General features: G+C 68.6%; 24 protein-coding genes and 1 pseudogene. 6 read left to right on the top strand and 19 right to left on the bottom strand.

What is annotated here, in order from left to right; all coding sequences use genetic code 11:
* The first annotated feature begins 112 nt into the window (after positions 1–112).
* Positions 113–586 (top strand): GNAT family N-acetyltransferase, encoded by a 474-nt coding sequence (locus tag Aple_RS48860; protein WP_246265508.1) that lies wholly within the window; start codon positions 113–115, stop codon positions 584–586.
* A 4-nt stretch (positions 587–590) separates the two neighbouring features.
* On the opposite strand, the gene Aple_RS48855 is transcribed toward Aple_RS48860, so the two are convergent.
* Positions 591–1,367 carry an SDR family oxidoreductase gene (locus Aple_RS48855; protein ID WP_155351637.1) on the bottom strand — a complete coding sequence of 259 codons (777 nt, stop codon included), beginning with the start codon at positions 1,365–1,367 and terminating at the stop codon, positions 591–593.
* A gap of 226 nt (positions 1,368–1,593) precedes the next feature.
* Here Aple_RS48855 and Aple_RS48850 point away from each other — a divergent pair.
* A pseudogene (locus Aple_RS48850) lies at positions 1,594–2,058 on the top strand (Clp protease N-terminal domain-containing protein); the annotation flags it as partial.
* Positions 2,059–2,345: 287 nt separating this feature from the next.
* Here Aple_RS48850 and Aple_RS48845 read toward each other — a convergent pair.
* Both Aple_RS48845 and Aple_RS48840 read right to left on the bottom strand, forming a co-directional pair.
* Positions 2,346–2,522, bottom strand: coding sequence for a hypothetical protein (locus Aple_RS48845; RefSeq protein WP_155351636.1), 177 nt, complete (start codon positions 2,520–2,522; stop codon positions 2,346–2,348).
* A gap of 30 nt (positions 2,523–2,552) precedes the next feature.
* Entirely contained in the window at positions 2,553–3,623 is a 1,071-nt protein-coding gene (locus Aple_RS48840; RefSeq protein ID WP_155351635.1) for a GNAT family N-acetyltransferase, read from the bottom strand.
* 190 nt (positions 3,624–3,813) lie between these two features.
* Here Aple_RS48840 and Aple_RS48835 point away from each other — a divergent pair, with 190 nt between their 5' ends.
* The gene (locus Aple_RS48835; protein ID WP_155351634.1) at positions 3,814–5,205 is read left to right on the top strand and encodes an NAD(P)/FAD-dependent oxidoreductase; all 1,392 of its coding nucleotides are present in this window, start codon (positions 3,814–3,816) and stop codon (positions 5,203–5,205) included.
* Between the two features lie 3 nt (positions 5,206–5,208).
* Complete coding sequence (locus Aple_RS48830) at positions 5,209–6,807, top strand: amidohydrolase (RefSeq protein ID WP_155351633.1); 1,599 nt, start codon at positions 5,209–5,211, stop codon at positions 6,805–6,807.
* Positions 6,808–6,995: 188 nt separating this feature from the next.
* Here the strand turns inward: Aple_RS48830 and Aple_RS48825 are convergent, their stop codons facing one another.
* The 11 genes from Aple_RS48825 to uvrA form a co-directional block, all read right to left on the bottom strand.
* Positions 6,996–7,343, bottom strand: coding sequence for an RNA polymerase-binding protein RbpA (locus Aple_RS48825; protein WP_155337075.1), 348 nt, complete (start codon positions 7,341–7,343; stop codon positions 6,996–6,998).
* Positions 7,344–7,414: 71 nt separating this feature from the next.
* A complete protein-coding gene (secG, locus tag Aple_RS48820; RefSeq protein ID WP_155351632.1) occupies positions 7,415–7,645 on the bottom strand; it encodes a preprotein translocase subunit SecG in 231 nt (76 codons plus the stop codon).
* Between the two features lie 103 nt (positions 7,646–7,748).
* A complete protein-coding gene (gene tpiA, locus Aple_RS48815; protein ID WP_155351641.1) occupies positions 7,749–8,534 on the bottom strand; it encodes a triose-phosphate isomerase in 786 nt (261 codons plus the stop codon).
* Positions 8,518–9,720, bottom strand: a complete 1,203-nt coding sequence (locus tag Aple_RS48810; RefSeq protein WP_155351631.1) for a phosphoglycerate kinase — start codon at positions 9,718–9,720, stop codon at positions 8,518–8,520. Before Aple_RS48810 ends, tpiA begins: the two co-directional genes overlap by 17 nt.
* Positions 9,720–10,724 carry a type I glyceraldehyde-3-phosphate dehydrogenase gene (gene gap / locus Aple_RS48805; RefSeq protein WP_155351630.1) on the bottom strand — a complete coding sequence of 335 codons (1,005 nt, stop codon included), beginning with the start codon at positions 10,722–10,724 and terminating at the stop codon, positions 9,720–9,722. The genes Aple_RS48810 and gap overlap by 1 nt, the downstream gene beginning before the upstream one ends.
* A gap of 179 nt (positions 10,725–10,903) precedes the next feature.
* Complete coding sequence (whiA, locus tag Aple_RS48800; protein ID WP_155351629.1) at positions 10,904–11,884, bottom strand: DNA-binding protein WhiA; 981 nt, start codon at positions 11,882–11,884, stop codon at positions 10,904–10,906.
* 143 nt (positions 11,885–12,027) lie between these two features.
* On the bottom strand, positions 12,028–12,972 hold the full coding sequence (locus Aple_RS48795; protein ID WP_155351628.1) for a gluconeogenesis factor YvcK family protein: 945 nt from the start codon (positions 12,970–12,972) through the stop codon (positions 12,028–12,030).
* Positions 12,969–13,841 carry an RNase adapter RapZ gene (gene rapZ / locus Aple_RS48790; RefSeq protein WP_155351627.1) on the bottom strand — a complete coding sequence of 291 codons (873 nt, stop codon included), beginning with the start codon at positions 13,839–13,841 and terminating at the stop codon, positions 12,969–12,971. The genes Aple_RS48795 and rapZ overlap by 4 nt, the downstream gene beginning before the upstream one ends.
* Before the next feature lie 10 nt (positions 13,842–13,851).
* Positions 13,852–15,750: an excinuclease ABC subunit UvrC gene (uvrC, locus tag Aple_RS48785; protein ID WP_155351626.1), complete on the bottom strand. Its 1,899-nt coding sequence runs from the start codon at positions 15,748–15,750 to the stop codon at positions 13,852–13,854.
* Between the two features lie 592 nt (positions 15,751–16,342).
* The gene (locus tag Aple_RS48780) at positions 16,343–16,831 is read right to left on the bottom strand and encodes a Rieske (2Fe-2S) protein (protein WP_218038901.1); all 489 of its coding nucleotides are present in this window, start codon (positions 16,829–16,831) and stop codon (positions 16,343–16,345) included.
* 774 nt (positions 16,832–17,605) lie between these two features.
* Positions 17,606–20,446 (bottom strand): excinuclease ABC subunit UvrA, encoded by a 2,841-nt coding sequence (gene uvrA / locus Aple_RS48775; protein WP_155351624.1) that lies wholly within the window; start codon positions 20,444–20,446, stop codon positions 17,606–17,608.
* 192 nt (positions 20,447–20,638) lie between these two features.
* On the opposite strand from uvrA, the gene Aple_RS48770 reads away from it, so the two are divergent.
* A complete protein-coding gene (locus Aple_RS48770; RefSeq protein WP_155351623.1) occupies positions 20,639–21,409 on the top strand; it encodes a maleylpyruvate isomerase family mycothiol-dependent enzyme in 771 nt (256 codons plus the stop codon).
* A 356-nt stretch (positions 21,410–21,765) separates the two neighbouring features.
* Positions 21,766–22,404: an MBL fold metallo-hydrolase gene (locus tag Aple_RS48765; RefSeq protein ID WP_155351622.1), complete on the top strand. Its 639-nt coding sequence runs from the start codon at positions 21,766–21,768 to the stop codon at positions 22,402–22,404.
* Positions 22,405–22,590: 186 nt separating this feature from the next.
* Here Aple_RS48765 and Aple_RS48760 read toward each other — a convergent pair whose 3' ends face one another.
* The 5 genes from Aple_RS48760 to Aple_RS55920 all read right to left on the bottom strand — a co-directional run.
* The gene (locus Aple_RS48760) at positions 22,591–22,884 is read right to left on the bottom strand and encodes a hypothetical protein (RefSeq protein ID WP_155351621.1); all 294 of its coding nucleotides are present in this window, start codon (positions 22,882–22,884) and stop codon (positions 22,591–22,593) included.
* Between the two features lie 87 nt (positions 22,885–22,971).
* Positions 22,972–23,850: a CDP-diacylglycerol--serine O-phosphatidyltransferase gene (gene pssA / locus Aple_RS48755; RefSeq protein WP_246265507.1), complete on the bottom strand. Its 879-nt coding sequence runs from the start codon at positions 23,848–23,850 to the stop codon at positions 22,972–22,974.
* On the bottom strand, positions 23,837–24,478 hold the full coding sequence (locus Aple_RS48750; RefSeq protein ID WP_155351620.1) for a phosphatidylserine decarboxylase: 642 nt from the start codon (positions 24,476–24,478) through the stop codon (positions 23,837–23,839). The genes pssA and Aple_RS48750 overlap by 14 nt, the downstream gene beginning before the upstream one ends.
* Positions 24,479–24,600: 122 nt before the next feature.
* Positions 24,601–25,575 carry a TerC family protein gene (locus tag Aple_RS48745; protein WP_218038900.1) on the bottom strand — a complete coding sequence of 325 codons (975 nt, stop codon included), beginning with the start codon at positions 25,573–25,575 and terminating at the stop codon, positions 24,601–24,603.
* Between the two features lie 240 nt (positions 25,576–25,815).
* Positions 25,816–26,168, bottom strand: a 353-nt coding sequence (locus Aple_RS55920) for a glycosyltransferase (protein ID WP_155351618.1), incomplete at its 5' end; no start/stop codon positions are given.

Raw genomic sequence — 26,168 nt, 5'->3', positions numbered from 1 at the left:
TCACTGACACGTGAGGGGATCATCGGCGCCTGGAGCGGCGGCGTGCTGATCTTCGCGTACGCGCTGAGGCAGCTCCGTCGCCACTGACATGTGATTTGCTCTAAGGGTGACCATGCTCAAAGGGACCCGGCTGGTTCTGCGGCCCATTGTGGGCGAGGACGCGGCCTGGCTGCTGGCGCACTGGAGCCGGCCGGAGGTGCGGCGGTTTCTCTTCGACGACGAGATCGTCTCGGCGGAGTTGGTGGCGGAGATCCTCGACGAGAGTGACGACGACTTCGCGCGGCATGGGTACGGGTTGTGGCTGCTGCTGGAGGGGGACGCGGCGGTCGGGGTGTGCGGGTTGCGGGCGATGGATGACGGGGCCGAGCTCCTTTACAGTGTAGATCCGTTGCATTGGGGGCGTGGGCTGGCCAGTGAGGCGGCGCGAGCCGTACTCGATCATGTGGGGCCGATCGAGGTGGCCGCGGAGACCGATGCGGGGAACGTGACCTCTGAACGGGTCGCGACCGCGCTCGGGCTGCGGCTGGAGTCGGAGCGGGCGGGGCCGAATGGCGTGCTCAAACGGTTCGTCCGGCCCGGGTCGTAGGGCCTCAGCTGGCCTGGGCGGTCGGCATGATCGTGACCTGTTGGAGGTTCACCCGGGGTGGAAGGGTGGCGATGAAGGCGATGATCTCGGCGATGTCCTCCGGGGTCAGCCACTCGATCGTCTTCTTGGAGCCTTCCAGCCACTGCAGGGCGCCCTCGTCGGTGACATGATTCTGGAGTTCGGTGCCGACGATGCCGGGCTCGATCGCGGCGACGCGGACCTTCTTGGGGCCCAGTTCGACGCGCAGGTGCCGGGACAGGTGCGTGACATACGCCTTGGTCGCGGAGTAGACGGCGAAGTTCGGGAAAATGTTCTGCGCGGCGATCGACGCGGTGTTGATCAGGTCGGCGACGCCGTGTTCCGCCCCCGCCTCCACGAGTTGCGGGACGAACGCGCCGATGACGTTCATGAGGCCGGTGACGTTGAGGTCGATCTGTTCCTGCCACTGGTCGGTGCGCAGTTCCTCGATCGGGGCGGGGAGCATCACGCCCGCGTTGTTGAACAGCAGGTCGGCGCCGCCCAGCTCGCCCGCCACCCGGTTGGCCACCGCGCGTACGGCACCGGCGTCGGTGACGTCGACGGCCATCGCGACCGCGCTGCCGTCGCCTTTGGTGATCCGCTCGACCAGGCTGTCCAGCCGGTCGGCGCGGCGGGCCAGGAGCGCGACCGTGGCGCCCAGGCCCGCCAGGCGCTCGGCCGACGCCTCGCCGATGCCGCTGGACGCGCCGGTGATGACCGCCACGCGGCCTTCCAGAGGCTGGGAAACCGTGTGCATGGACATCGTCGTCCCACCTTTCTGAGCAGGTGAAAGGGTCCAATTCCATGACATCACCGCGAGTCCCAAACCCGGCCATTGACCAGGCAAGCTCTGTCACGGCAGGTACGCCTGGGGGGTCACGGGATCGCCACGTGCGTGACAACCGGAGCGTTAGCGCGTTTCGTCCTGCCCGGATCCGCTGAATCTGGCGCATAGTGGAGACGCGTCTCCTTTGATGACGGAGGTTCCCGTGTTCGAGCGCTTCACCGACCGGTCCCGGCGTGTCGTGGTGCTGGCCCAGGAGGAGGCACGGCTGCTCCAGCACAACTACATCGGCACCGAGCACATCCTGCTGGGGCTGGTACGCGAGGACGAAGGTGTGGCCGCGCAGGCGCTACGGGACTGCGGCATCGATCTCGCGGGGGTGCGGGAGAAGGTCCGGGAGGTCATCGGTCTCGGCACTTCCACGCCATCGGGGCATATCCCGTTCACGCCTCGCGCCAAGAAGGTGCTGGAACTGTCCCTGCGGGAAGCGCTCCAGTTCAACCATAACTACATCGGCACCGAGCACATCCTGCTCGGCCTGATCCGCGAAGGCGAGGGCGTCGCCGCCCAGGTCCTGTACGAGCAGGGCGCCCACCTCCAGCGTGTACGCGAACGAATCCTCGACATCCTCGGCCAGCCTCCCGGGGAACGCGCCGACGAACCCCTGGCCCAGACGTTCGACCCCCTGAGCGCCGCGGTCACCCGTCGAATGAACGTCCAGTACCCACTCCTGCTCCGCATCCAGGCCAGCCTTGACGCCATCAACCGCCGCCTGGACGCCATGGGCGCTCCCCCGGACCCGGGGGTTCCCATCAAAGAGACCCCGGACGAAGAAACCCCAGAAGAAGAAGCAAGCTAGGCCCGCCTTCGTCAAGTTTCTTGATTGCGGTGGAACTCCCACCCGCCCAGCCCGTTGTTTGTTCTCGGGCTCCGCCCCCGGCATCTCCGTGGTCGCCCTCACGAAACGGCAGTCGCGGCGCGGTGGAACGGGTATGAGTGCTCGTTGATCAGGTCGCCGATGGTTCTCCCCCCGCCGTCCACCAAATGGCTACGCAGGACCAGTTGGACCCAGCGCCGCCGCCCGGCTGGGTCCGGCGTCTCCTCGCCCGGCAGGAGAGTCAGGATGCGCGCCACGTCGTCAGCGGAAACGTCGCGCTAAAGGACCTACGGGATGCCAGCGCCATCCCGATTCGCGGAGGACGGCCCCAAGGAGGACGGCGCCGATAGTACGCCCACGGGAATGCGGGCTTCGAGGACGCCTGGGTCTTCGGTGTAGTTGAGGGTTGCGCCGAGGGAGAGGAGGAGGCGGCGCATGCGGGTGTTGTCGGAGAGGAGGGCGGCGCGGACTTCGGCGAAGCCCAGGTCGCGGGCCTCGGTGAGGAGGGTGCGGGCCAGGGCGGTGCCGAGGCCGCGGCCTTGCCAGCGGTCTTCGATGAGGATGGCGAATTCGGCGATGCCGGGGTCGGGGGTGAAGTTGAGGGAGGCGAGGGCGACGAACTGGCCGTCGCGGCCGGCGACGAGGGAGTGGCCGCGTTTGCGGTCGCAGAGGTGGTCGAAGATGCGGGGGGTGAGGGTGGGCATGGCGGTGAAGTAGCGGAAGCGGCGCGATTCGGGCGAGCAGCGTTCGTGCAGGTCGCGTACGGCTTCGCGGTAGAGCGGGTTGAGCGGTTTGACCTGGACCTCGGCGCCGTCGGGGAGGCGGATGGCGTGGTCGGCGGCGGGCTGCTCGGCGGGGGGCTGGGCCAGGCGGACGAGCGCGGCGGCGCGGGCGGCCTCGGTGAGCGTGAAGGGAAGCCCGGAGCGGCGCAGCCGGATGGAGCGGCGCGGGGCGACGGGCACGGTCAGCAGGGTCGGATCCGGCATTCCGGAGATGTCCGAGCCGAAGATCCACCGGGCGTCGTCGGCGCGCAGGAGTTCGCGGAGGATCTCGGGGAGCCGCCAGGGCGTCACGCGCAGGCGTGCCGCCAGGAGCAGGGCGCGGGTGGGTTCGTCGGTGAGCTCGTGCGCGCTGGCGGGCAGGACGAGGACGCGGCGGCCCCCGGCTTCCTCCAGCGCGGCGCGGACGTCCTCGGGCGAGGCGGGGATCTCGGCGACGAATTCGTCCACCGTGCCGTCGGTGTCGGGTTGCACGGACAGCCCGAGTATGTTGCCCCCCTTCTCGGCCAGCGCCGAGGCGAGCGAGGCCAGCCGTCCGGGACGTTCGTCCACCGTCGTACGAATGCGCAGGAACCCCATGAATTCCGCTCCTTCCATCGCGGACAAGCCTGCCGGACAACTGTTACACGATTGCTACACAAGGGTGTGGCAGTCGTTTCTTTACCAAGAAATCACTACAAATCTTCGCTTCTCGCGGCGACATGGGAAAACGGCCGCGACTTCCGTCGCCAGATGCGGAGACTGTGACGGATATAGCAGGATAAGCGTCATGAACGCTCCGCTCGCTCCGGCTTTCGTCAACGGGGACGTGTCCTTCTGGTATCGCTCGATCGGGGTGCCCGTACCCACCGAACCCCTCGCCGGGGACGTACAGGCGGACGTCGCCATCGTCGGCGCCGGATATACCGGCCTATGGACGGCGTACTACCTCAAGAAGCTCGACCCGGCCCTGCGGGTCGTCGTCCTGGAGAAGGAGTTCGCCGGATTCGGCGCGTCCGGCCGCAACGGCGGCTGGCTGGCGGGCCTGCTCCCGGGATCCGCGGCCAGGTACGCGAAACACCACGGCAGGGACACCGCGCTCCGATTCCAGCGGGAGATGTTCGCCGCCGTCGACGAGGTGATCCGGGTCGCCCACACGGAGGGAATCGACGCCGACCTGGTCAAAGGCGGCCTTTTCAACGTCGCCAGGACCCCCGCCCAGGCGGCCCGGCTGCGCGCCGAGGTCGTCGCCCAGCGCTCCTGGGGCTGGACCCCCGAGGACGTCGACCTGCTCAGCACCCGCGAGATGACCGCGAGGATCAACGTCGAAGGAGCCCTGGCCGCCTCCTGGAGCCCGCACTGCGCCCGGATCCAGCCCGCCCTGCTGGCCAGAGGGCTGGCGCGAGCCGTACGAGTCCTTGGGGTGGAGCTCCACGAACGCACGCCGGTCACGGAGATCGCGCGAGGCAGGGCGGTCACGCCCGGCGGGACGGTCAGCGCGGACCTGGTGCTGCGCTGCACCGAGGGTTTCACCGCCGCCGTGCCGGGCCACCACCGCGACTGGCTCCCGATGAACAGCTCGATGATCGTCACCGAGCCGCTGGACAGCTGGGACGAGATCGGCTGGAGCGGCAGCGAACTGCTCGGCGACATGGCCCATTACTACATGTACGCCCAGCGCACCGCCGACGACAGGATCGCCTTCGGCGGCCGCGGCCGCCCCTACCTGTACGGCTCCCGCCTGGACGACCGCGGCCACACCCACGACTGGACCGTCGACGCCCTCTGGCGGCTGCTGACCTCGTTCTTCCCGGCGGTGAAGGGCGCCAGAGTGGAACACGCCTGGTCCGGCGTCCTCGGCGTCCCCCGCGACTGGTGCGCCACGGTCGGCCTGGACCGCTCGACCGGCCTCGGCTGGGCGGGCGGCTACACCGGCCACGGCGTCACCGCCACCAACCTGGCCGGGCGCACCCTGGCCGACCTGGCCCTCGGCCGTGACACCGACCTCACCACCCTCCCCTGGGTCGGCAGGAGGGTACGCCGCTGGGAGCCGGAGCCCCTGCGCTGGCTGGGCGTGCACGCGATGTACCGTCTCTACCGGCTCGCCGACGCCAGGGAGGCCACCGGCACGCCGCGCACCTCCGTTCTCGCCCGCATCGCCGACATGATCACAGGACACTGAAACATGACCGACCTGCTCTTCCGCGGTGGCCGCGCCTTCACCCCCGAGGGTTTCGCCGAGGCGGTCCTGGTCCGCGACGGCCGCATCGCCGCCGTCGGCCGGGACTCCGATCTGGTACGGCTGGCGCCGCACGCCGAGCCGTACGACCTGAACGGCGGCCTGCTCACCCCCGGCTTCACCGACGCCCACATCCACCCGATCCAGGCTGGCCTGGAACGCGCCCAGTGCGAGCTGTCGGAGGTGTTCGGCCTGGACGCCTACATCGCCCGCATAGCCGACTACGCCACGAAAAATCCCCATAAATCGTGGATTGATGGCGGTGGCTGGGACATGTCCGCTTTTCCTGGGGGGTTGCCGCACAGGGCGCAGCTGGATTTCCTGGACCGCCCGGCGTACCTGATCCAGCGGGACCACCACGCGGCCTGGGTGAACACACGAGCCCTCGAACGCGCCGGGATCACCAAGGACACCCCCGACCCCGCCGACGGCCGGATCGAACGCGACCCCGACGGCACCCCCTCCGGCGTCCTGCACGAGGGCGCGATGGACCTGGTCGGCCTCCTGACCCCCCGCCCCACCCCCGCCGACCAGGCCGCCGCCCTCCTCGACGCCCAGCGGCACCTGTTCTCCCTCGGCATCACCGGCTGGCAGGACGCCATCGTCGGCTCCTACGCGGGCTCCGACGACCAGCTCCCCACCTACATCTCCGCCGCCACCGACGGCACCCTGAAAGCCCGCGTCGTCGGCGCCCTCTGGTGGGACCGCGCCCAGGGCGCCGAGCAGATCCCCTCCCTGACCGCCAGAAGGGCCTCAGCCGAAGGCCTGGACCGCTTCCGCGCCACCGCCATCAAGATCATGCAAGACGGCATCGCGGAGAACTTCACCGCCGCCGTCATCGAGCCCTACTGCCGCTGCGGCGGCACCGGCCTCTCCTATGTCGACCCGCAACTCCTGGGCGGCTACGTCAAAGACCTGGACGCCCTCGGCTTCCAGGTCCATTTCCACGCCATCGGCGAGCGCGCCGTCCGCGAGGCCCTCGACGCCCTCACCGGCACGAACCCCGCCAACCGCCACCACATCGCCCACCTGCAGATCATCACCCCGCCGGACGTCCCCCGCTTCGCCGCCCAGAACGTCACCGCCAACCTGCAGCCCCTCTGGGCCACCCACCACGCCCAGATGGACGAGCTCTGCATCCCCTACCTGGGCTTCCCGCGCTCCGACTGGCAGTACCCGTTCGCCGACCTGGTCTCCCACGGCACCCGCCTGGCCGCGGGCTCCGACTGGCCTGTCTCCTCCGCCGACCCCATCCAGGCCATGCACGTCGCGGTGAACCGCACCGAACCCCCCGGCTCCCACAATTCCGGATATCACACCGCGGGAACCCCGTTCCTGCCCGGCCAGAGCCTCACCCTGCGCACGATCCTGGCCGCGTACACCTCCGGCTCGGCCTGGCTCAACGACTCCCCCGCGGGCATCCTCGAACCCGGCCGCCTCGCCGACCTGGCCGTCCTCGACCGCGACCCGTTCACCCTCGACCCCGCCGACATCTGGACGACACGCGTCACCGCCACCTTTGTGGACGGCGAACAGGTGCACTGAATCGGGGCGGGGCCCGAGGGCAAAAGGGTCAGGTGGAAGAACCACGGCAACAGCGGGGAGGGGCGGAGCCCCCGATAGAAGAAAAGGGTGGGCGGGTGGGAGAACCACCGCACCGTCGTTGTCGACCCGGCCACTGAATGGCTGAGGCCCCCGACTTGGTGGAAGTCGGGGGCCTCAGGCCGTACCAGCTAGTAAATCGGGCGAGAAGACGAGCGCAGTCGCTCCAGCGCCTCCGCGAGGATCTGGGCGCCGTCATTGTCGCTACGGCGTTCCTTCACATACGCGAGATGCGTCTTGTACGGCTCGTTCCGCGGCGGAGCGGGCGGGTTGGCCTCGTCCTGACCGGCCGGCAGCCCGCACCGGGGACAGTCCCAGTGCTCGGGCACGGCCGCGTCACTGGCGAAGCTGGGCCGCGTCTCGTGCATGTTCGCGCACCAGAACGAGACCCGCACGCGGGGGGCCGCCTCGCCACGCTCGGCCTCGCCCATCGGACCGGCGCCGACTCGGCTGCCACGGATCGCGTTGCCACTACCCACGGATGAACTCCTCCTCGATCGCCCCGCGAGAATAGCGGGGGAGAAATGAATCTATGTCACGCGGCGGACTGCTACGGCTTGAGCAGCAGGCCGAGCGCGATGATGCACACGAACCACACGGAACCCGTGATGATCGTGAGGCGGTCGAGGTTACGTTCCACGACGGACGAGCCACCGAACGACGACGCGAAGCCACCGCCGAACATGTCCGTCAGACCTCCGCCTTTGCCCTTGTGGAGCAGGACGAGAAGGATCATGAGGAGGCTCGACAGAATGAGCGCGATGGAGATTCCGATAGTCACCGTAGACCTGTTCCCGGTAGCGCCTTATGCGGCATGACGACGATTCAATCTTGCTCTTTGAGGGTACGACTTGTTGTCAAGTCGCACCCCCCAAATGGATGAGCTAGCCCGACATCTCGCCAAAACGGCAAATTTTGACGAACTCACTCGGGTCCAGACTAGCTCCGCCGACGAGCGCGCCGTCGACATCGGGCTTGGCCATGATCCCCGCGGTGTTGTCGGACTTCACCGAACCTCCGTAAAGGATACGGACGGCGTCGGCCACTTCGCGGTCATAGAGCCCGGCGAGTCGCGTCCGGATGGCCCCGCAGACCTCCTGCGCGTCCTCCGGGGTGGCGACCTCCCCGGTGCCGATGGCCCACACCGGCTCGTACGCGATGACGATCGACTTCACCTGCTCGGCGCTGACACCCTCCAGCGCCCCGTCCACCTGCGCGATCGTGTACGGCACCTGGTCCCCGGCCTGCCGGATGGGCAGCCCCTCCCCCACGCACAGGATCGGCGTGATCCCGTGCCGGTAGGCGGCCTTCACCTTGGCGTTGACCAGCGCGTCGTCCTCGGCGTGGTACTGCCGGCGCTCGGAGTGGCCGGCCAGGACGAAGGTGCAGCCGAGCTTGGCCAGCTGGGCCCCGGAGATCTCCCCGGTGTAGGCGCCGGCGTCGTGCGCGGACAGGTCCTGCGCGCCGTACTCGATCCGGAGCTTGTCGCCGTCCACCAGGGTCTGCACGCTGCGCAGGTCGGTGAACGGGGGCACCACCGCGATCTCGACCTTGTCGAAGTCCTTGTCGGTGAGCGAGAACGCCAGCTCCTGAACCAGCTTGATCGCCTCAAGGTGGTTCTTGTTCATCTTCCAGTTGCCGGCGATCAGCGGTTTACGACTCAACGTGATCGTCCTCCAGCGCGGCCAGGCCCGGCAGGGTCTTGCCCTCAAGGTATTCGAGGGAAGCGCCGCCTCCCGTGGAAATGTGGGAGAACCCGTCCTCGGGCAGGCCCAGCCTGCGCACCGCCGCGGCCGAGTCGCCGCCGCCGACGACCGTGAACGCGTCCGAGGCGATCAGGGCCTCGGCGACCGCGCGGGTGCCCCCGGCGAAGGCGTCGAACTCGAACACGCCCATCGGGCCGTTCCAGAACACCGTCCTGGCGTCGGCCAGCTTGCTCGCGAACAGCTCGCGGGTGCGCGGGCCGATGTCCAGGCCCTCCTTGTCGGCGGGGATCGCGGTGGCGTCCACCACCTCGAACGCGGCGTCCGGCGCGAACCCGTCGGCGGCCAGCACGTCCACCGGCAGCACCAGGTCGACCCCGCGCGCGGCGGCCTCGTCCAGGAAGCCGCGCACCTCGCCGAGCTTCTCCTCCTGCAGGAGCGAGTTGCCCACCTCGTGCCCCTGCGCCTTGAGGAAGGTGTAGGCCATGCCGCCGCCGATGAGCAGCCGGTCCACCTTGGTCAGCAGGTTGGCGATGACGCCGAGCTTGTCGGACACCTTCGCCCCGCCGAGCACCACCACGTAGGGGCGGGCCGGGTCCTCGGTGAGCTTCTTCAGCACCTCGACCTCGGCCAGCACCAGGCCGCCCGCCGCGTGCGGCAGCAGCCGGGGCACGTTGTAGACCGAGGCATGCTTGCGGTGCACGGCCCCGAAGCCGTCACCCACGTAGAGGTCGGCGAGCGCGGCCAGCTTGCCCGCGAACAGGGCCCGCTCCGCGTCGTCCTTGGACTCCTCGCCCGGCTCGAAGCGCAGGTTCTCCAGCAGCGCCACCTGGCCGTCGCGCAGGCCCGCCATCGTGGCCTGGGCGGAGTCGCCCACCACGTCGGTGGCGAAGTCCACCGGCTCGCCGAGCAGCTCGGCCAGGCGCTTCGCGACGGGGGCGAGCGAGAACTTCGGGTTCGGCGACCCCTTCGGACGGCCCAGGTGCGCGCACACGATCACCATCGCGCCGCGGTCGACCAGGTTGCGGATCGTGGGCACCGAGGCCCGGATCCGGCCGTCATCGGTGATCGTCTCCCCGTCCAGCGGCACGTTCAGGTCGGCGCGCACGAGCACGCGCCGACCTTTCACGTCGAGTTCGTCGAGGCCACGCATCAGAGTGAGGCACCCACGTACTCGATGAGGTCCACCAGGCGGTTGGAGTAGCCCCACTCGTTGTCGTACCACCCGACGACCTTCGCCTGGTTGCCGATGACCTTGGTCAGGCCGGCGTCGAAGATGCAGGAGGAGGGGTCGGTGACGATGTCGGAGGAGACGATGTCGTCCTCGGTGTAGCTGAGGTAGCCCTTGAGGGCGCCCTCGGCGGCGGCCTTGAACGCGGCGTTGACGTCCTCGACGGTGACCTCGCGCTTGAGCTCCACGGTGAGGTCGGTGGCCGAGCCCGTGGGGATCGGCACGCGCAGCGCGTAGCCGTCCAGCTTGCCCTTGAGCTCGGGCAGCACCAGGCCGATGGCCTTGGCCGCGCCGGTGGAGGTGGGCACGATGTTGATCGCGGCCGCGCGGGCCCGCCGCAGGTCGCTGTGCGGCCCGTCCTGGAGGTTCTGATCCTGGGTGTACGCGTGGATCGTGGTCATCAGGCCCTTCTCGATGCCGAAGGTGTCGTTGAGCACCTTCGCGAGCGGGGCGAGGCAGTTGGTGGTGCAGGAGGCGTTGGAGATGACCGTGTGCGCCGCCGGGTCGTAGATCCCGTGGTTGGCGCCCATCACGATGGTGACGTCCTCGTTCTTCGCCGGAGCGGAGATGATGACCTTCTTGGCGCCGTTCTCGGCGTGCACCCTCGCCTTGTTGGCGTCGGTGAAGAAGCCGGTCGACTCCACGACCACGTCGACGCCCAGGTCCCCCCAGGGCAGCTTGGCCGGGTCGCGCTCGGCGAACGCCTTGATGGCCTTGCCGTCCACCGTGATCTCGTCAGCCGACGCCTTCACCTCGTACGGCAGGCGGCCCAGGATGCTGTCGTACTTCAGCAGGTGGGCGAGCGTGGCATTGTCGGTCAGGTCGTTGACAGCGACGATCTCGATGTCCTTGCCGCTGGCGGCGGCAGCACGGTAGAAGTTGCGGCCGATACGGCCGAAGCCGTTCACGCCTACGCGGATGCTCACGTGATCCGATCTCCTCATGCGTCGTTACGTGACTGAAACCTCGGTGCAGACCCTATCGGACTTAAATTGGTTTAGACCACGCGAGGGTCCCACAGGTCGAGACGTCATAAAATTCACGATAAATCTTACAGTTTGCCGTAAACCGTCCTGCCTCCGGCCGCCTGCTCTTACTCAGCCGATCAGCCTGAGAGCATGTCCGCCGTCAAGTTCGCCTCCGTGTTGGGCAGCCCGAGATCCTGGGCGCGTTTGTCGGCCATCGCGAGCAGGCGGCGGATCCGCCCGGCGATCGCGTCCTTGGTCAGCGGCGGGTCGGCGATCTGGCCGAGTTCCTCCAGCGACGCCTGCTTGTGCTCCACCCGCAGCCGCCCCGCCACCACCAGATGCTCGGGGGCGTCGTCGCCGAGGATCTCCAGGGCGCGCTGCACCCGGGCCCCGGCGGCCACCGCCGCGCGGGCCGAGCGGCGCAGGTTGGCGTCGTCGAAGTTGGCCAGCCGGTTGGCGGTGGCCCGCACCTCGCGGCGCATCCGCCGCTCCTCCCAGGCCAGCACGCTGTCGTGGGCGCCGAGCCGGGTCAGCAGCGCACTGATCGCGTCCCCGTCCCTGACCACCACCCGGTCCACGCCGCGCACCTCGCGGGCCTTGGCGTGGATCTTCAGCCGGCGGGCCGAGCCGACCAGGGCCAGCGCGGCCTCCGGCCCCGGGCAGGTCACCTCCAGCGACATCGACCTGCCGGGCTCGGTCAGCGAGCCGTGCGCCAGGAACGCCCCGCGCCAGGCCGCCTCCGCGTCGCAGGTGGCCCCCGAGACCACCTGGCGGGGCAGGCCGCGCACCGGGCGGCCGTGGTTGTCGATCAGGCCGGTCTGCCGGGCCAGGGCCTCGCCGTCCTTGTAGACCCTGACCACGTACCGCGAGCCCTTGCGCAGCCCGGCCGGGGCCAGCACGAGCACCTCGGCCTTGTGGCCGAAGACCTCGCCGATGTCCTTGATGAGCCGCCGCGCCGTCACGTTCGTGTCGAGTTCGGCCTCGATGACGATCCGGCCCCCGACCAGGTGCAGGCCGCTGGCGAAGCGCAGCAGCGTGGACACCTCGGCCTTGCGGCAGCAGGGTTTCAACACGGGAAGGCGACTCAGTTCATCCTTCACTACACCCGTCATCGCCATCGCCAATGTCCTCCCCGAGAATATGTATGTCGGCAATCAACCGGTGGCTTCGCTGGGGCCGTCGGGGGTTGTCGCTTCCCCACGCTACTCAGGTCAGGCACCGGAGCGCCGTGGTCAGTCTCTCGCACCCCGGGCAGGGGGGATCACCGCTTCTCGCGGAAAATCTCGTCCAGGACCTGGGCAAGACGGGGTGCATCGTGCCGCGCGGACCCGTCAGATGCTCCCACATCAGCCAATACCAGGCGTCCACCGAGCGCGACCGCGGCCTTCTCCAGCTCGGTGGGGTCCTCCGTCACCGAGGTGTCGGCCAGGACGGCGTCGACCAGCAGGGCCGGGGCGTGCTGGCGGAGCACCTCCAGGTGCTTCTGGGGGGAGAAGCCGTCGGTCTCGCCCGGCTGGGGGGCCAGGTTGAGGATGACCAGGCGGCGGGCGCTCGTCGCGTACAACGCGCGGGCCAGTTCGGGGACCTTCAGGTGCGGGAGCACGCTGGTGAACCAGGAGCCGGGGCCGAAGACCACCCAGTCGGCGTCGTGGATGGCCTTGATCGCCTCCGGCGAGACCGGCGGGTCGGGCGGCACCAGCGAGATGGCCTGGACCCGGCCGGCGGTGAGCGCGCAGGCGACCTGGCCGCGCACCGTGGTCACCGTGCCGTCCACCTCGACCTCGGCCTGGATGTCCAGCGGGACGGCGGCCATGGGCAGCACCCGGCCGTGCGCGCCCAGCAGCCGGCCCACCCACTCCAGCGCCTGCACGGGGTCATCCAGCAGCTCCCACAGGGCGACGATCAGCAGGTTCCCGACCGCGTGGCCGTGCAGCTCGCCCTCGCTCCTGAACCGGTGCTGGACCACCCGGCTCCAGGTCTGCCCCCACTCGTCGTCCCCGCACAGCGCGGCCAGCGCCATCCGCAGGTCACCCGGGGGCAGCACGCCCAGTTCGCGTCTGAGCCGCCCGCTGGACCCGCCGTCATCGGCCACCGTGACGACGGCCGTCAGGTCGGCCGTGACCCTTCTGAGCGCCGACAGCGACGCGTGCAGCCCGTGGCCGCCCCCCAGCGCGACGACTTTGGCGGCCGGGGCCGGTTCACTCACTCGCGACCCACATCCCGATGGCTCACTTGCACCTCCATGCCGCGCTCGCGCAGCCTGCCGCCCAGTTGCTCCGCCATGGCGACGCTGCGGTGCCTGCCCCCCGTGCAGCCGACGGCCAGCGTGGCGTAGCTCTTGCCCTCGCGGGTGTACCCCGCCGCCACGACGCCGAAGAGCTCCTCATAGCCGTCGAGGAACTCTTTCGCACCGGGCTGTCCAAGAACGTACTCCCTCACGGGGCCGTCGAGCCCGCTCATTGGGCGAAGTTCCGGGACCCAATGCGGATTGGGCAGGAATCGGCAGTCGACGACGAGGTCGGCGTCGACGGGCAGCCCGTACTTGTAGCCGAAGGAGACGATGTTGACCTTCAGGCCGGGCCGGTCCTCGCCGCCGAAGAAGGAGACGATCTTGCTGCGGAGCTCGTGCACGTTGAGCTTGGAGGTGTCGATCACCAGGTCGGCGTTGGCCCGGACCTCGCGCAGGATGCCCCGCTCGCGGTCGATGCCGTCCACCAGGCGGCCGTCGGCCTGCAGCGGGTGCGGGCGGCGCACGTTCTCGAACCTGCGCACCAGCGCGTCGTCGCTGGCCTCCAGGAACACCACCCGGACTCCGACGCCGCGGCCGTCCAGCTCCTCGATGGCCGCGTTCAGGTCGCTGGTGAAGGCCAGCGAGCGCACGTCGACCACGGCGGCCACCTTGTCGGCGGCCAGCTTGACCCGGCCCGCCTCCTCGGCCAGCGAGAACAGCAGCCCGGGCGGCAGGTTGTCGATCACGAACCAGCCAAGGTCCTCCAGCGCCTTCGCGGCCGTGCTCCGCCCGGCCCCGGACATGCCCGTGACGAGCACGAACGCGGGATCACTGGGCTGGTTCATTTGTTCTGGCTCATTTCTCTCCCTGCAACGCCGCCACGATGGCCTCGGCTGTCGAAGGACCGATGCCCGGAACCTCGCGGATCTCCTCGGCGGTGGCGTCGCTCAGCCGTTTCACGGATCCGAAGTGTCGCAGAAGTGCTTGCCGCCGCGCTGGGCCGAGGCCGGGAACCTCATCCAGCGCACTCTCCTTGAGTGTTCTGGACCGCTTGGCTCGATGGTAGGTGATGGCGAAGCGATGTGCCTCGTCGCGCACGCGTTGCAGCAGGTAAAGGCCCTCACTGGAGCGCGGCAGGATGACCGGCTGGTCGTCGCCCGGCAGCCAGACCTCCTCCAGCCGCTTGGCCAGGCCGCAGACGGCGACGTCGTCCACGCCGAGCTCGTCCAGCGCCCGCTGGGCGGCCGCGGCCTGCGCGGGCCCGCCGTCCACCACGACCAGATTCGGCGGGTACGCGAACTTACGCGGTTTCCCGGTCTCCGGGTCGATGGGTTCCCCGACGGGCTCCCCGCCGAGCTCGCCGGTGGCGCTGCGCTCCTCCAGGTAGCGCTTGAACCTGCGGGAGATGACCTCGTGGATGGAGGCGACGTCGCCTTCGGCGCTCTTGATCTGGAAGCGGCGGTACTCGCTCTTTCGGGCCAGGCCGTCCTCGAACACGACCATGGAGGCGACCACGTTGGTGCCCTGGATGTGGGAGACGTCGTAACACTCGATCCGGAGCGGGACCTGGTCGAGCTCCAGCGCGTCCGCGATCTCCTGGAGCGCCTTGCCGCGGGTCGTCAGGTCGCTGGAGCGGCGCAGCTTGTGCTGGGTGAGGGCTTCCTTGGCGTTGCGCTCGACGGTCTCCATGAGGGACTTCTTGTCGCCGCGCTGGGGCACCCGGACGTCGACCTTGGAGCCGCGCTGCTCCTCCAGCAGCTCCAGGACCGCGTCGTGGTCGGGCGGCACGGCCGGGACCAGGATCTCCCTGGGGATCTCGGACTCCGAGTACATCTGGAGCAGGAAGTGCTCCACCAGCTCGCCCGGGGTGGTCTCCTCGACCTTGTCGACCACCCAGCCGCGCTGGCCGCGGATCCGGCCGCCGCGCACGTAGAACACCTGGACGGCGGCTTCCAGGGGGTCTTCGGCGAGGGCGATGACGTCGCAGTCGGTGGCGTCGCCGAGCACGACGGCCTGCTTCTCCAGCGCCTTCTGCAGCGCCTGCACGTCGTCGCGGAGCCGGGCGGCCAGCTCGTATTCCTGGACGGCGGAGGCTTCCCGCATCTTGTGTTCGAGCCGCTTGATGAACCGGGTGGTGTTGCCCGCCATGAAGTCGCAGAAGTCCTCGGCCAGGGCGCGGTGCTCGTCCGGGGTGACCCGGCCCACGCAGGGCGCCGAGCACCTTTCGATGTAGCCGAGCAGGCACGGCCGCCCGATCTGCCCCGCGCGTTTGAAGACGCCCGACGAGCAGGACCGGATGGGGAAGACCCGCAGCAGCAGATCGACGGTCTCCCGGATCGCCCACGCGTGCGAGTAAGGCCCGAAGTAGCGGGTTCCCTTGCGCTTGGCCCCGCGCAGCACCTGCACGCGGGGAAAGTCCTCCCCCATCGTGACCGCCAGGTACGGATACGACTTGTCGTCGCGGTATTTCACGTTGAAGTGGGGATCGAACTCTTTGATCCACGAGTATTCGAGCTGCAGCGCCTCGACTTCGGTGCGGACCACCGTCCAGTCCACCCGTGCGGCGGTGGTGAGCATCGACTGGGTCCGGAAGTGCAGGCTCGCGAAATCCGCGAAGTAGGAGTTGAGCCGCTGCCGCAGGCTCTTCGCCTTGCCCACGTAGATCACCCGACCGCTGGGATCCCGGAATCGATAGACCCCAGGCGACTCGGGAATCGATCCGGGCGCTGGCCGATAAGTTGCCGGATCTGCCACTCTCAAAGCCTACTGTCCCCCACCGACAATCCCGTCTGGCTCAGCGCTGCCGACGCGGTGACGGCCAACCGAAGAGATCGACCCCGTCCTCCGGCACGGGCGGCCATGACCGGCGCAGGGCCCGCCGCCCAGCGTGGGCAGCCATGACCGACGTGGGGTCCGTCGCTCCGCACGGTGGCGGCCGACCGAAGAGGTCCACCCCGTCCTCCGGCACGGGCGACCATGACCGGTCCAGGACCCGTCACCCACCGCGGGCGGCCATGACAGGCGTGGGGCTGGTCGCCCGGCGCGGTCGTGGCCGTGATGAGCACGGAAAGGGCCCGGCCCCGCGCCCACCATGTCGGGGACGCGGGGCCGGTGCGCGCCGAAAGGGCTTCCCGTAGCCGCGGGGAGCCCTTCACCCCAGGAGTATCGGCGCGCGCGAGATCCATCCGGCCACACAGCGGACGGATCTCGCAGTCAATGACCAAGCTGGATATCCGGCTTGGGGTCGTATGGCGTTATGACGTTCTGACGCTTGTGGTTCTCGGTGTGTGATGTTCGGTCGTGGTTCTCGGTGTGTGGCGTTTTGGTGTGTGGCGTGGTGTGCGGGTCAGGCCAGGGCGATGCTGTCGCCGGAGACGCTGATCTGCTTCTCCTCCAGGGGGCCCTTGGCGGGGCCGCCGGCCACTGAGCCGTCCTCGATCTTGAAGCGGCTGCCGTGGCAGGGGCAGTTGATGGTGCCGTTGGAGATGCTGGCCACCGTGCAGCCCTGGTGGGTGCAGACGGCCGTGAAGCACTTGAACTGCCCGGCGGTGGGCTGGGTGATCACGATCTTCTCGTTCTCGAAGATCTTGCCACCGCCCTCCGGGATGTCAGCGGTCTTCGCGATCGCGTCCGCAGGGGGAGCCTCATCCGCCGGAGGTGCCTCTTCGGTCTCAGCTCCGCCGTCAGTCGCGCTGTCCTCGGTCACGTCCGCCGGGGGCGGGTCCTCGGCCGGAGGGTCGGCCGGTTCCGCGGCTGTGGTCCCACCTCCCGACTGGTAACCCGTGCACGCCGTCAGCGCGACCGCGAGCCCGGCCCCGCCCACGCCCAGGACCACCGCTCGCCGCGTTGGCTCCCGCCGCTCAGCTGTCGAAGCATTCCCGGAAATCGGCAAGGGGTTGCCGGAAGCATCCATGTTTCGCCCTCCACTGGGGTCTGTTGTCATTAAGTACGGCTGTCACCCCGATGAGGGTTCAGCATGCCGCACCAGTAACGGGCGGAGTATGGACAATTACCGATTCCCCGAAAGTGCTCTGACGCTCCCAAGCCGCCCGCTCCCCTGCCCGTCACAACCCCGCGAAGCAGGGCAGGCGACACCCGCCGCCGCCCCTGAGCACCCGTCACCAGGGCCGCCGCATCGCAACCTCTGGACGCGAAGGATCTTGCGGAGAGCGCGCCGGTGCGGCTGACGTCGATGGCCGCCCAGAGCACCGGCATCGCGCCAGGGGCGTACACAATTCAGCGGGGTCTAGCCAGGAACCTAGGGGGTTCGGGCCTGAGAGGAAGAACTTCCTCCATTTGTGATTCCACTGTTACTGTTGGTGATGCGGTGACGGGAATGAACGCACCCGGCTTGCCGGGGAACGGCTCCAACGACCTGTTATCGGCACCGTGATACGTGGCATGGCCTGCCATGCCGGGCAGTGAGTCACGCTGCCGTACGCGGCCTGAACCGTCGAAGCCATCGACGGGGAGGAGCTGCGAGCTCGGTCGTTTCACGGCCGAGAAGCTGACAGGCCGAGGATCTTGCGCAGGAACGCGCCGTTGTGACTGGCGTCGATGGCCGCCCCCGGGACCGTTGGCATCACGGCCCCAGGGGCGTACACAACATTTAGAGGCCGAGGATCTTGCGGAGGAAGGCGCCGGTGTGGCTGGCGTCGATGAGGGCCACGTCCTCGGGGGTGCCGGTGGCCACCACCAAGCCGCCGCGGGAGCCGCCTTCGGGGCCCATGTCGATGACCCAGTCGGCGGTCTTGATGACGTCCAGGTTGTGTTCGATGACGATGACGGTGTTGCCGTTGTCGACCAGGCGGTTGAGCACGCCCAGCAGGCGGCGGATGTCCTCGAAGTGCAGGCCCGTGGTGGGCTCGTCGAGGACGTAGATGGTGCGGCCGGTGGAGCGGCGCTGGAGTTCGGAGGCGAGCTTGACGCGCTGGGCCTCGCCGCCGGACAGGGTGGTGGCGGGCTGGCCGAGGCGGACGTAGCCGAGGCCGACCGCGTTGAGGGTGTCCAGGTGGCGGCGGATGGCGGGGATGGCCTCGAAGAAGTGCAGGGCCTCCTCGATCGGCATGTCCAGGACCTCGGAGATGGTCTTGCCCTTGTAGTGGACCTCCAGGGTCTCCCGGTTGTAGCGGGCGCCGTGGCAGACCTCACACGGCACGTACACATCCGGGAGGAAGTTCATCTCGATCTTGATGGTGCCGTCGCCCGAGCATGCCTCGCAGCGGCCGCCCTTGACGTTGAAGCTGAACCTGCCCGGCTGATAGCCGCGGATCTTCGCCTCGGTGGTCGCCGCGAACAGCTTCCTGACGTGGTCGAACACCCCCGTGTAGGTGGCGGGGTTGGACCTGGGCGTGCGCCCGATCGGGGACTGGTCCACGTGCACGACCTTGTCCAGCAGATCCATCCCGACCACCCGGGAGTGCCGGCCCGGCACCGTCCTGGCGTTGTGCAGCTCCTTGGCCAGCGCGTTGTACAGGATGTCGTTGACCAGCGTCGACTTGCCGGAACCCGACACCCCGGTCACGGCCGTGAACACGCCCAGCGGGAAGTCCACGTCCACGCCGGTGAGGTTGTGCTCGCGCGCGCCCTTCACGGTGAGCTGCCGCTTCCGGTCGCGCTTGCGGCGCTTGGCCGGGATCGCGATCTCCCGCCGCCCCGACAGGTACGCCCCCGTCAGCGACTCCTCGCTGGACAAAAGCTCGTCCACGGTTCCGGACACGACGACCTGGCCGCCGTGCTCACCGGCCCCGGGGCCGATGTCGACCACCCAGTCGGCGGCGGCGATGGTGTCCTCGTCGTGCTCGACGACGATCAGCGTGTTGCCCATGTCGCGCAGCCGGATCAGGGTCTCCAGCAGCCGATGGTTGTCCCGCTGGTGCAACCCGATGGACGGCTCGTCCAGCACGTAGAGCACGCCGACCAGGCCGGACCCGATCTGGGTGGCCAGCCGGATGCGCTGTGCCTCGCCCCCGGCCAGGGTCCCGGCGGCCCGGTCGAGGGTCAGGTAGTCGAGCCCGACGTCCAGCAGGAAGCCGAGCCGGGCGTTGATCTCCTTGACCACCCGTTCGGCGATCTGCATGTCGCGCGCGGACAGCTTGAACCCGCCCAGGAAGCGCGCGCACTCCCCGATCGACAGCGACGACACCTCGGCGATCGACGAGCCGCCCACGGTGACGGCCAGCGACACCGGCTTGAGGCGCTTGCCCTGGCAGGCCGGGCAGGGCACCTCCCGCATATATCCTTCGTACTTCTCGCGGGCGGCGTCACTCTCCGACTCGGCGTGCCGGCGCTGCACCCAGGTGATGGCGCCCTCGAAGTTGGTGTAGTAGGACCGCTCCCGGCCATACCGGTTGCTGTAGCGGATGTGGATCTGCTCGTCGTGGCCGTGCAGCAGGGACTTCTGGGCCTGCTTGGACAGGCGGTCCCAGCGGGTGTCCAGGGTGAAGCCGAGGGCGTTGCCGAGGCCCTCCATCAGCTTCTCGAAGTAGTCGCTGGTGTGGCCGCCAGACCAGACCGAGATCGCGCCGTCGCCGAGGGTGCGCTCCGGGTCGGGCACGATCAGCTCGGGGTCGACCTCCATCCGGGTGCCGAGGCCGGTGCACTCCGGGCAGGCGCCGAACGGCGAGTTGAACGAGAACGAGCGGGGCTCCAGCTCCTCGAACGACAGGTCGTCATAGGGGCAGTAGAGGTGCTCGGAGTAGAACCGTTCCCGGTTCTGGTCGCCCGGGTCGAGGTCGACGAAGTCCAGGGTGATGGTGCCGCCGGAGAGCTGGAGGGCGGTCTCCACCGAGTCGGTCAGCCGCCGCCGCGCGGTGTCCTTGACCGCGAGCCGGTCGACGATCACCTCGATGTCGTGCTTCTCGTACTTCTTGAGGGTCGGCGGCTCCTCCAGCCGGATGATCGTGCCGTCCACCCGGGCCCGCGCGAAGCCCTTCGTGGTGAGCTCGCGGAACAGCTCCGCATACTCCCCCTTGCGGCCGCGGATGACCGGCGCGAGCACCTGGAATCGGGTGCCCTCCTCCAGCTCGAGCACCCGATCCACGATCTGCTCCGGCGTCTGCCTGGCGATCGGCCGGGCGCACTGCGGGCAGTGCGGCTTCCCGATCCTGGCCCAGAGCAGCCGGAGGTAGTCGTAGACCTCGGTGATCGTGCCGACCGTGGAGCGGGGGTTCCTGCTGGTCGACTTCTGGTCGATGGAGACCGCCGGGGAGAGCCCCTCGATGAAGTCCACATCCGGCTTGTCCATCTGGCCCAGGAACTGCCGTGCGTACGCAGAGAGGGACTCCACGTAGCGGCGCTGGCCCTCGGCGAAGATCGTGTCGAAGGCCAGGCTGGACTTGCCGGAGCCGGACAGCCCGGTGAAGACGATCAGAGCGTCTCGCGGGAGATCCAGCGAGACGTCCTTCAAGTTGTGTTCTCGTGCGCCACGCACGATAAGGCGGTCAGCCACGGCGATCCCGGTAGGTCGATTGCGTCAACAGGAGGTGCACGGGGCAGGCTACCCAGACCCACTGACATTTTCGCGAGGTCCTGCCACACGGCCGTCGACCTCATCCACATCCAGGGTAAATGCAGCGTCAACCGGCCGCTGGACATTCCCCGGTCCCGCTTCTGTCGCCGCCGCCGGATACGATCGGGGTTCATGTCAGTCCTCGACGCGTACCAGAACCAGCTCACCGCCTCGACCGAGCGCCTGGTCACCACGGTGGCCGCGCTGACCGACGCCGACATCCTCGCGCCGTCCCGCCTGCCGGGCTGGAGCCGGGGGCATGTCATCACCCATGTCGCCAGAAGCGGCGACAGCCTGATCAATCTGTTCACCTGGGCGCGCACCGGCGTCCCGACCCCGCAGTATCCGAGCATGGACGTCAGGAACGCGGATATCGAGGCGGGCGCGGGCCGTCCGGCCAAGGAGCAGCTGGCCGATCTGGAGGAGAGCGCGGCCCGGTTCGCCGCGGCCGCCGGGGAGATGACGGAGAGCGACTGGACGGTCATGGTCAACGCGCTCCGCGTGGACCACCCGGCCTGGTATGTGCTGATGCGCCGCCTGCGCGAGGTGGAGATCCACCACGGCGACCTCGACCGGGGCTACGACTGGCCGGACTGGCCGGAGCAGTATGTCGTCTGGGATTTCCACGACACCATGCGCAGCTGGACCCCGGGTGCGGGCCCGGTCAGCGAGATCAGGGTCGTGGCGACCGACGAGGCGCTCGACGAGACCTGGACCGGCCTGGGCGAGGGCCCCACCGTGGAGGGCTCCCGCCGGGACCTGCTCGCCTGGCTGTCCGGCCGCACCACCGGCCACCGCCTCACCGCCTCAGGCCCACTCCCCACCCCACCCTCCTGGCCGTTCCAGTCCGCCCCACCCGGCCTGCCCGCGCAAATCCCGGACAGCTGGCCCCCGGCCGTCTGACCGCGCGATCGCGAGCTCCGCGAACCGCATGCTGGGCGACGCCTGGCCCGTGGCCGGCTGAACCGCGCGATCACGAGCTCCGCGAACCACACGCTGGGTGACGCCTGGCCTGTGGCCGTCCGAACCGCGCGATCACGAACTCGGCAGACCGCACGCTGGGCAACGTGGCCCCTGGCCGTCTGAACCGCATGATCGCGGGCTCCGAACCGCACGCTGGGCAATGCCTGGCCCCTGGCCGTCTGGACCATTCATGATCGACTTTGTCGGATGAGTCTCGTGGACCGCGATTCTGGTCGGTTTCCGGCACGATCGCGTGGGCTCGATAACGTAGGCCGTACCGACTTATGAGGAGAGTAATGAGCTATACGGGAGACGTTGTCCAGGGTGGGCCCGCCGATGTGCGGGAGCTGGACGGGCTGACCATAGCCAAGATCGAAGTGGGGGGTTTCGGGAACAACGCGTACCTGCTGCGGTGTAAGGAGACCGGCGATGGGCTGCTCATCGACGCCGCCGCCGAGCCCGATCGTATTCTTGACCTGATCGGGAAGATGCCGATCAGCTCGATCGTCACCACGCACCAGCATCAGGATCACTGGCAGGCGCTGGCCGCGGTGGCGGAGGCGACCGGCGCGACGCCGATCGCGCATCCGCTGGACGCGCCTGCGCTGCCGGTCCGCTCCCGCGAGGTGGAGCACGGGGACCGGATCGCGCTCGGTGTGCTCAGCCTGGAGGTGGTGCACCTGCGCGGGCACACGCCGGGATCGATCGCGATCTACTACCCCGGCCACATCTTCACCGGCGACTCGCTGTTCCCCGGCGGGGTGGGCAACACCCAGAAGGACCCGCAGCGTTTCGACCAGCTCTACACCGACGTGGTGGAGCGCATCTTCGACCGTTTCCCGGACGAGACCTGGGTCTACCCCGGCCACGGCAAGGACACCACACTCGGCGCCGAACGCCCGGCCCTGCCGGAATGGCGCGCCCGAGGCTGGTGACCTCGGATTTGGCGATCCCGGGTCGGGCAATGCCGGATTTGGCAATCCCGGGTTAGGCGATCTCGGGTTTGGCGACCTCTTTTGGCGCCGGGGTGGCGAGGACCACCACCTGCGTGAACGGCGCCGGATAGCGGCGAGTAGGCGACAACCTGCTCATTCTGGAGGCGCTCGATTAGGTTGGCGGTCTCAGTCGAGGCTGGGTCGGGGAGGCGGCATCGGGGTGCCGAAAGAGCGGAGGATTCGGTCGGCCGCGGCTGACGGGTCGTCGGCGCTTTCCACGATGTCGCCCCACGACCAGCAGTAGAACCAGCCGTCGGCGGCGTCCACGCATTCCACCGTCTCGGCGGCCGAACCGGAAACGATCACCCTGAGTGAGGTGGGATTTATGTGTAATTCCACATTTATCCCCCTGAGCTCCAGCTCTCTGGCCAGCTTGCCGAGAAGGTAGGTCCGGGACTGCTCACGGGGCGTAGCGGTCATGCCTCCATTGAACGTCACGCCCGCCAGCGGGAAAAGGGGCCCGAATCGTGCGGACCCCGTTCCCTCAGATGGAGCTCCGCTCCTTTCCTAGATGGAGCTCCGCTCCTTGCGCTGGGAGCGCTTGAACATCAGCACCCGCAGCGGGATGGCCGACACGATGGCGATCTGCATGATCGCGCCCACCTGGATGAGCTCGTCGCCGCCGGCCAGACCGGCCGCCCAGATGGTCAAACAGGCCACGTTGATCATCATCCAGCCGAGCACCAAGGCCGCCAGGTTGCCCTTCGGCTTGGGATACTCGACCCGGCTGACCATCAGCCAGGCCACCGCGAAGATGCCCCCGATCGTCCACACCGTCGGCTGGAACAGCAGCACGATCGACACGACGGTCATCGCGCCCATCGGGATCGGCAACCCCATGAAGTCGCCGCTCTTGGTCTTCACGCAGGCGAACCTGGCCAGCCGGATCACCCCGGCGAGCAGCACCGACCCGGCCGCGGCCAGGACCAGCCAGAGCGGCATCCGTTCGGCGAAACCACCCCAGATGACCACCATGAACGCGGGCGCGAAGCCGAAGCTGATCACGTCGGCCAGGTTGTCCAGCTCGGCGCCCATCGCGGACGCCCGGAACCGGCGGGCCACCAGGCCGTCGAACAGGTCGCAGGTGGCGCCGATGAGCAGCAGCACCACGGCGGTGCCGAAGAAGCGGGGATCGGGCTCGAACTTGCCGTCCACCTTGAGCTGGTCGATCGCCGAGTAGGCGAGCACGACCACGGACAGGAAGCCGGACAGGGCGTTGCCGAGCGAGAGCGAGTCGGCGGCGGAGAGCCGGAAGGCCTTGCCCACCGGCCCGCGCGGCTCCTCGGTCTCCTCGATCTCCTCGATCGAGGTGTCGATGGAGTCTTCCATGGGGGCGTCGATGGACCAGCCCGCCGTGCCCCTCGCCCCGAGATCAGGCGCGGTCAATGCGGGTCACCCCCGCCACCGTCTTGTCGCCCACGGTGACCGCGGGCTGGATCCCCTCCGGCAGGTAGACATCGACCCGGGAACCCAGCCGGATGAGCCCGACTCGAGCCCCCTGGGCGACTTTCGCCCCCACCGGGACGTACGGAATGATCCGGCGCGCCACCGCGCCCGCGATCTGCACCATCTCGATGTCGCCGAGCGGGGTGTCGAAATGCCACACCACCCGCTCGTTCTTGTCGCTGTCCTTGTTGAACGCCGGCGTGAACCCGCCGGAGACGTGCTCGACCGAGGTCACGGTTCCGGCGGCCGGGGCACGGTTGACGTGCACGTTCACCGGGCTCATGAAGATCGCCACCCGGGTCCGGCCGTCCTCGATCGGGTCGATGCTCTGCACCACGCCGTCGGCGGGCGAGAGCAGCCGCCCGAAGCCGGGCGTGCGCTCCGGGTCGCGGAAGAACCAGAGCATGCCGCCGGTGAGCGCGGCCAGCGGCACCGCCGCGAACGCCCACTTGGCGGACCTCCGGGTGAGGAGGGCTGTGACGGCCGCCGCCGTGGCGGTCGGAGCCAGCCACGGGGACACCCCGCGCGCCAGCCGGAGCGCGCGAGGACTAACAGAATCGTTCGACACTGGGAGCCTTTGTACTCTTTTGCGACTAGGGACCGTAATGTGACTTAACTACCTATGTTACCGATCCCACCGTCTTTACACGGCCACAACGAGACAAGCAAAGCGCCTCCCCGGTCGTTGCGCTAGTGCTGCTCCGCTTCGGCTGGGGCGGCGATGGCGTCCTTGCGGGACTTCATCAGGCTCAGCAGGGTGGTCACGACCATGGTCACGATAATGACACCCAGCGAGACCGAAATGGGAATCTCCGGCGCCCACGAGACCGTGTCGTGCATCGCTTCGAGGACGAGTTTGACTCCGATGAAGGCGAGAATGAACGACAGGCCATAGCTGATGTAGACCAGCCGCTGCAGCAGGCCGCCGAGCAGGAAGTACAGCTGGCGCAGGCCCATCAGGGCGAACGCGTTGGCGGTGAAGACAATGAAGGCGTCCTGGGTGAGGCCGAAGATCGCGGGGATGGAGTCCAGCGCGAACAGCAGGTCGGTGGTGCCGATGGCGATCATCACGATGAGCATCGGGGTGACCATGCGCTTGCCGTCGATCTTGACGATCGTCTTGGAGCCGACGAAGTCCGGGGTGGTGTGGAACCAGCGGCGGGCGGTGCGGAGCAGGATGTTCTCGGCGAAGTCGTCCTCGTGCTTGCCGTGGTCGCGGATCAGGGTGTACGCGGTGTAGACCAGGAAGACGCCGAACACGTAGAACAGCCAGTGGAACTGGTTGAGGGCGGCGGCGCCGATCGCGATGAAGATGCCGCGCATCACCAGGGCGATCAGGATGCCGATCAGCAGGACCTTGTGCTGATACTCCCTCGGCACCGCGAATCTCGACATGATGATGAAGAAGATGAACAGGTTGTCGACGCTGAGGCTGTATTCGGTGAGATAGCCCGCGAAGAACTCGCCGGATTCCGTCGGCCCCGCGAAGATCAGTAGTCCGATGCCGAAGAGCACGGCCAGTGCGACGTAGAAGCCGACCCAGAATCCCGCCTGGCGGAAGGAGAACTCCTTCGCCTCGCCGCGGTCCACGATCCACAGGTCGAAGGCGATCACGATCAACAGGCCGATGATGACGGCGGCCCAACCCCAGGCAGGAATGTTCACAGCAGTAGCCCCTCCGGCGCGCGACAATACACACTGCCGGAGGTCTCTCCCGCCTGTCAGGCACGTTTTGATCATGCCCAGACAGACCGACAGCCCCGGGCTCTAAAGCCGTGATGACGGGACTGTCACGAAGGGATACTCCCCCCCAACGGTCTCAGTATAGGGATCCCATAGAAGCTGACCTACCGTTGGGGCCCTGTTCTTCTTGGAATCACTGTGGGGAACCCTTTACTCACGCGTTTAATTCCCGGGTTCGTCCGGTGCGGCGTCCCCGGCATAGGCCCGCAAGACCGCCTGAACCGCGTCCGCCTCGGTGGGCAGCTGCCGCCCCCGCTCCGCCGCCGCTTTCCCCAGCTTTTCCGCCAGCCCCGGCTCGCTGAGCACCCGTACGACCGCGTCCCGGATCGCCTTCCCATCCCCCGGCGGCACCAGCAACCCCGCATCGCCCACCATGCCGGGAATTCCCCCCACCCGGGTCCCGACGATCGGCACCCCCGCCCGCAGCGCCTCCTGCACCGTCAGCGGCTGCCCCTCCCACCAGCTCGGCACCACGTAAACCGCCGCGACCTTCAAAAGATCCCCCACATCCCCCC

Origin of the sequence: Acrocarpospora pleiomorpha (assembly GCF_009687885.1) — a bacterium.
GTDB classification, from domain to species: domain Bacteria; phylum Actinomycetota; class Actinomycetes; order Streptosporangiales; family Streptosporangiaceae; genus Acrocarpospora; species Acrocarpospora pleiomorpha.
This window is presented reverse-complemented; position numbering and strand designations above follow the sequence as displayed.

Excerpts from the sequence above, each read along its gene's own strand:
- Aple_RS48840 (WP_155351635.1), bottom strand. The coding sequence starts at position 3,623 with ATGGGGTTCCTGCGCATTCGTACGACGGTGGACGAACGTCCCGGACGG.
- Aple_RS48765 (WP_155351622.1), top strand. The coding sequence starts at position 21,766 with ATGAGCTATACGGGAGACGTTGTCCAGGGTGGGCCCGCCGATGTGCGG.
- Aple_RS48760 (WP_155351621.1), bottom strand. The coding sequence starts at position 22,884 with ATGACCGCTACGCCCCGTGAGCAGTCCCGGACCTACCTTCTCGGCAAG.
- Aple_RS48810 (WP_155351631.1), bottom strand. The coding sequence starts at position 9,720 with ATGCGTGGCCTCGACGAACTCGACGTGAAAGGTCGGCGCGTGCTCGTG.
- Aple_RS48770 (WP_155351623.1), top strand. The coding sequence starts at position 20,639 with ATGTCAGTCCTCGACGCGTACCAGAACCAGCTCACCGCCTCGACCGAG.
- whiA (WP_155351629.1), bottom strand. The coding sequence starts at position 11,884 with ATGGCGATGACGGGTGTAGTGAAGGATGAACTGAGTCGCCTTCCCGTG.
- Aple_RS48830 (WP_155351633.1), top strand. The coding sequence starts at position 5,209 with ATGACCGACCTGCTCTTCCGCGGTGGCCGCGCCTTCACCCCCGAGGGT.
- Aple_RS48860 (WP_246265508.1), top strand. The coding sequence starts at position 113 with ATGCTCAAAGGGACCCGGCTGGTTCTGCGGCCCATTGTGGGCGAGGAC.
- Aple_RS48835 (WP_155351634.1), top strand. The coding sequence starts at position 3,814 with ATGAACGCTCCGCTCGCTCCGGCTTTCGTCAACGGGGACGTGTCCTTC.
- Aple_RS48855 (WP_155351637.1), bottom strand. The coding sequence starts at position 1,367 with ATGTCCATGCACACGGTTTCCCAGCCTCTGGAAGGCCGCGTGGCGGTC.
- rapZ (WP_155351627.1), bottom strand. The coding sequence starts at position 13,841 with ATGAACCAGCCCAGTGATCCCGCGTTCGTGCTCGTCACGGGCATGTCC.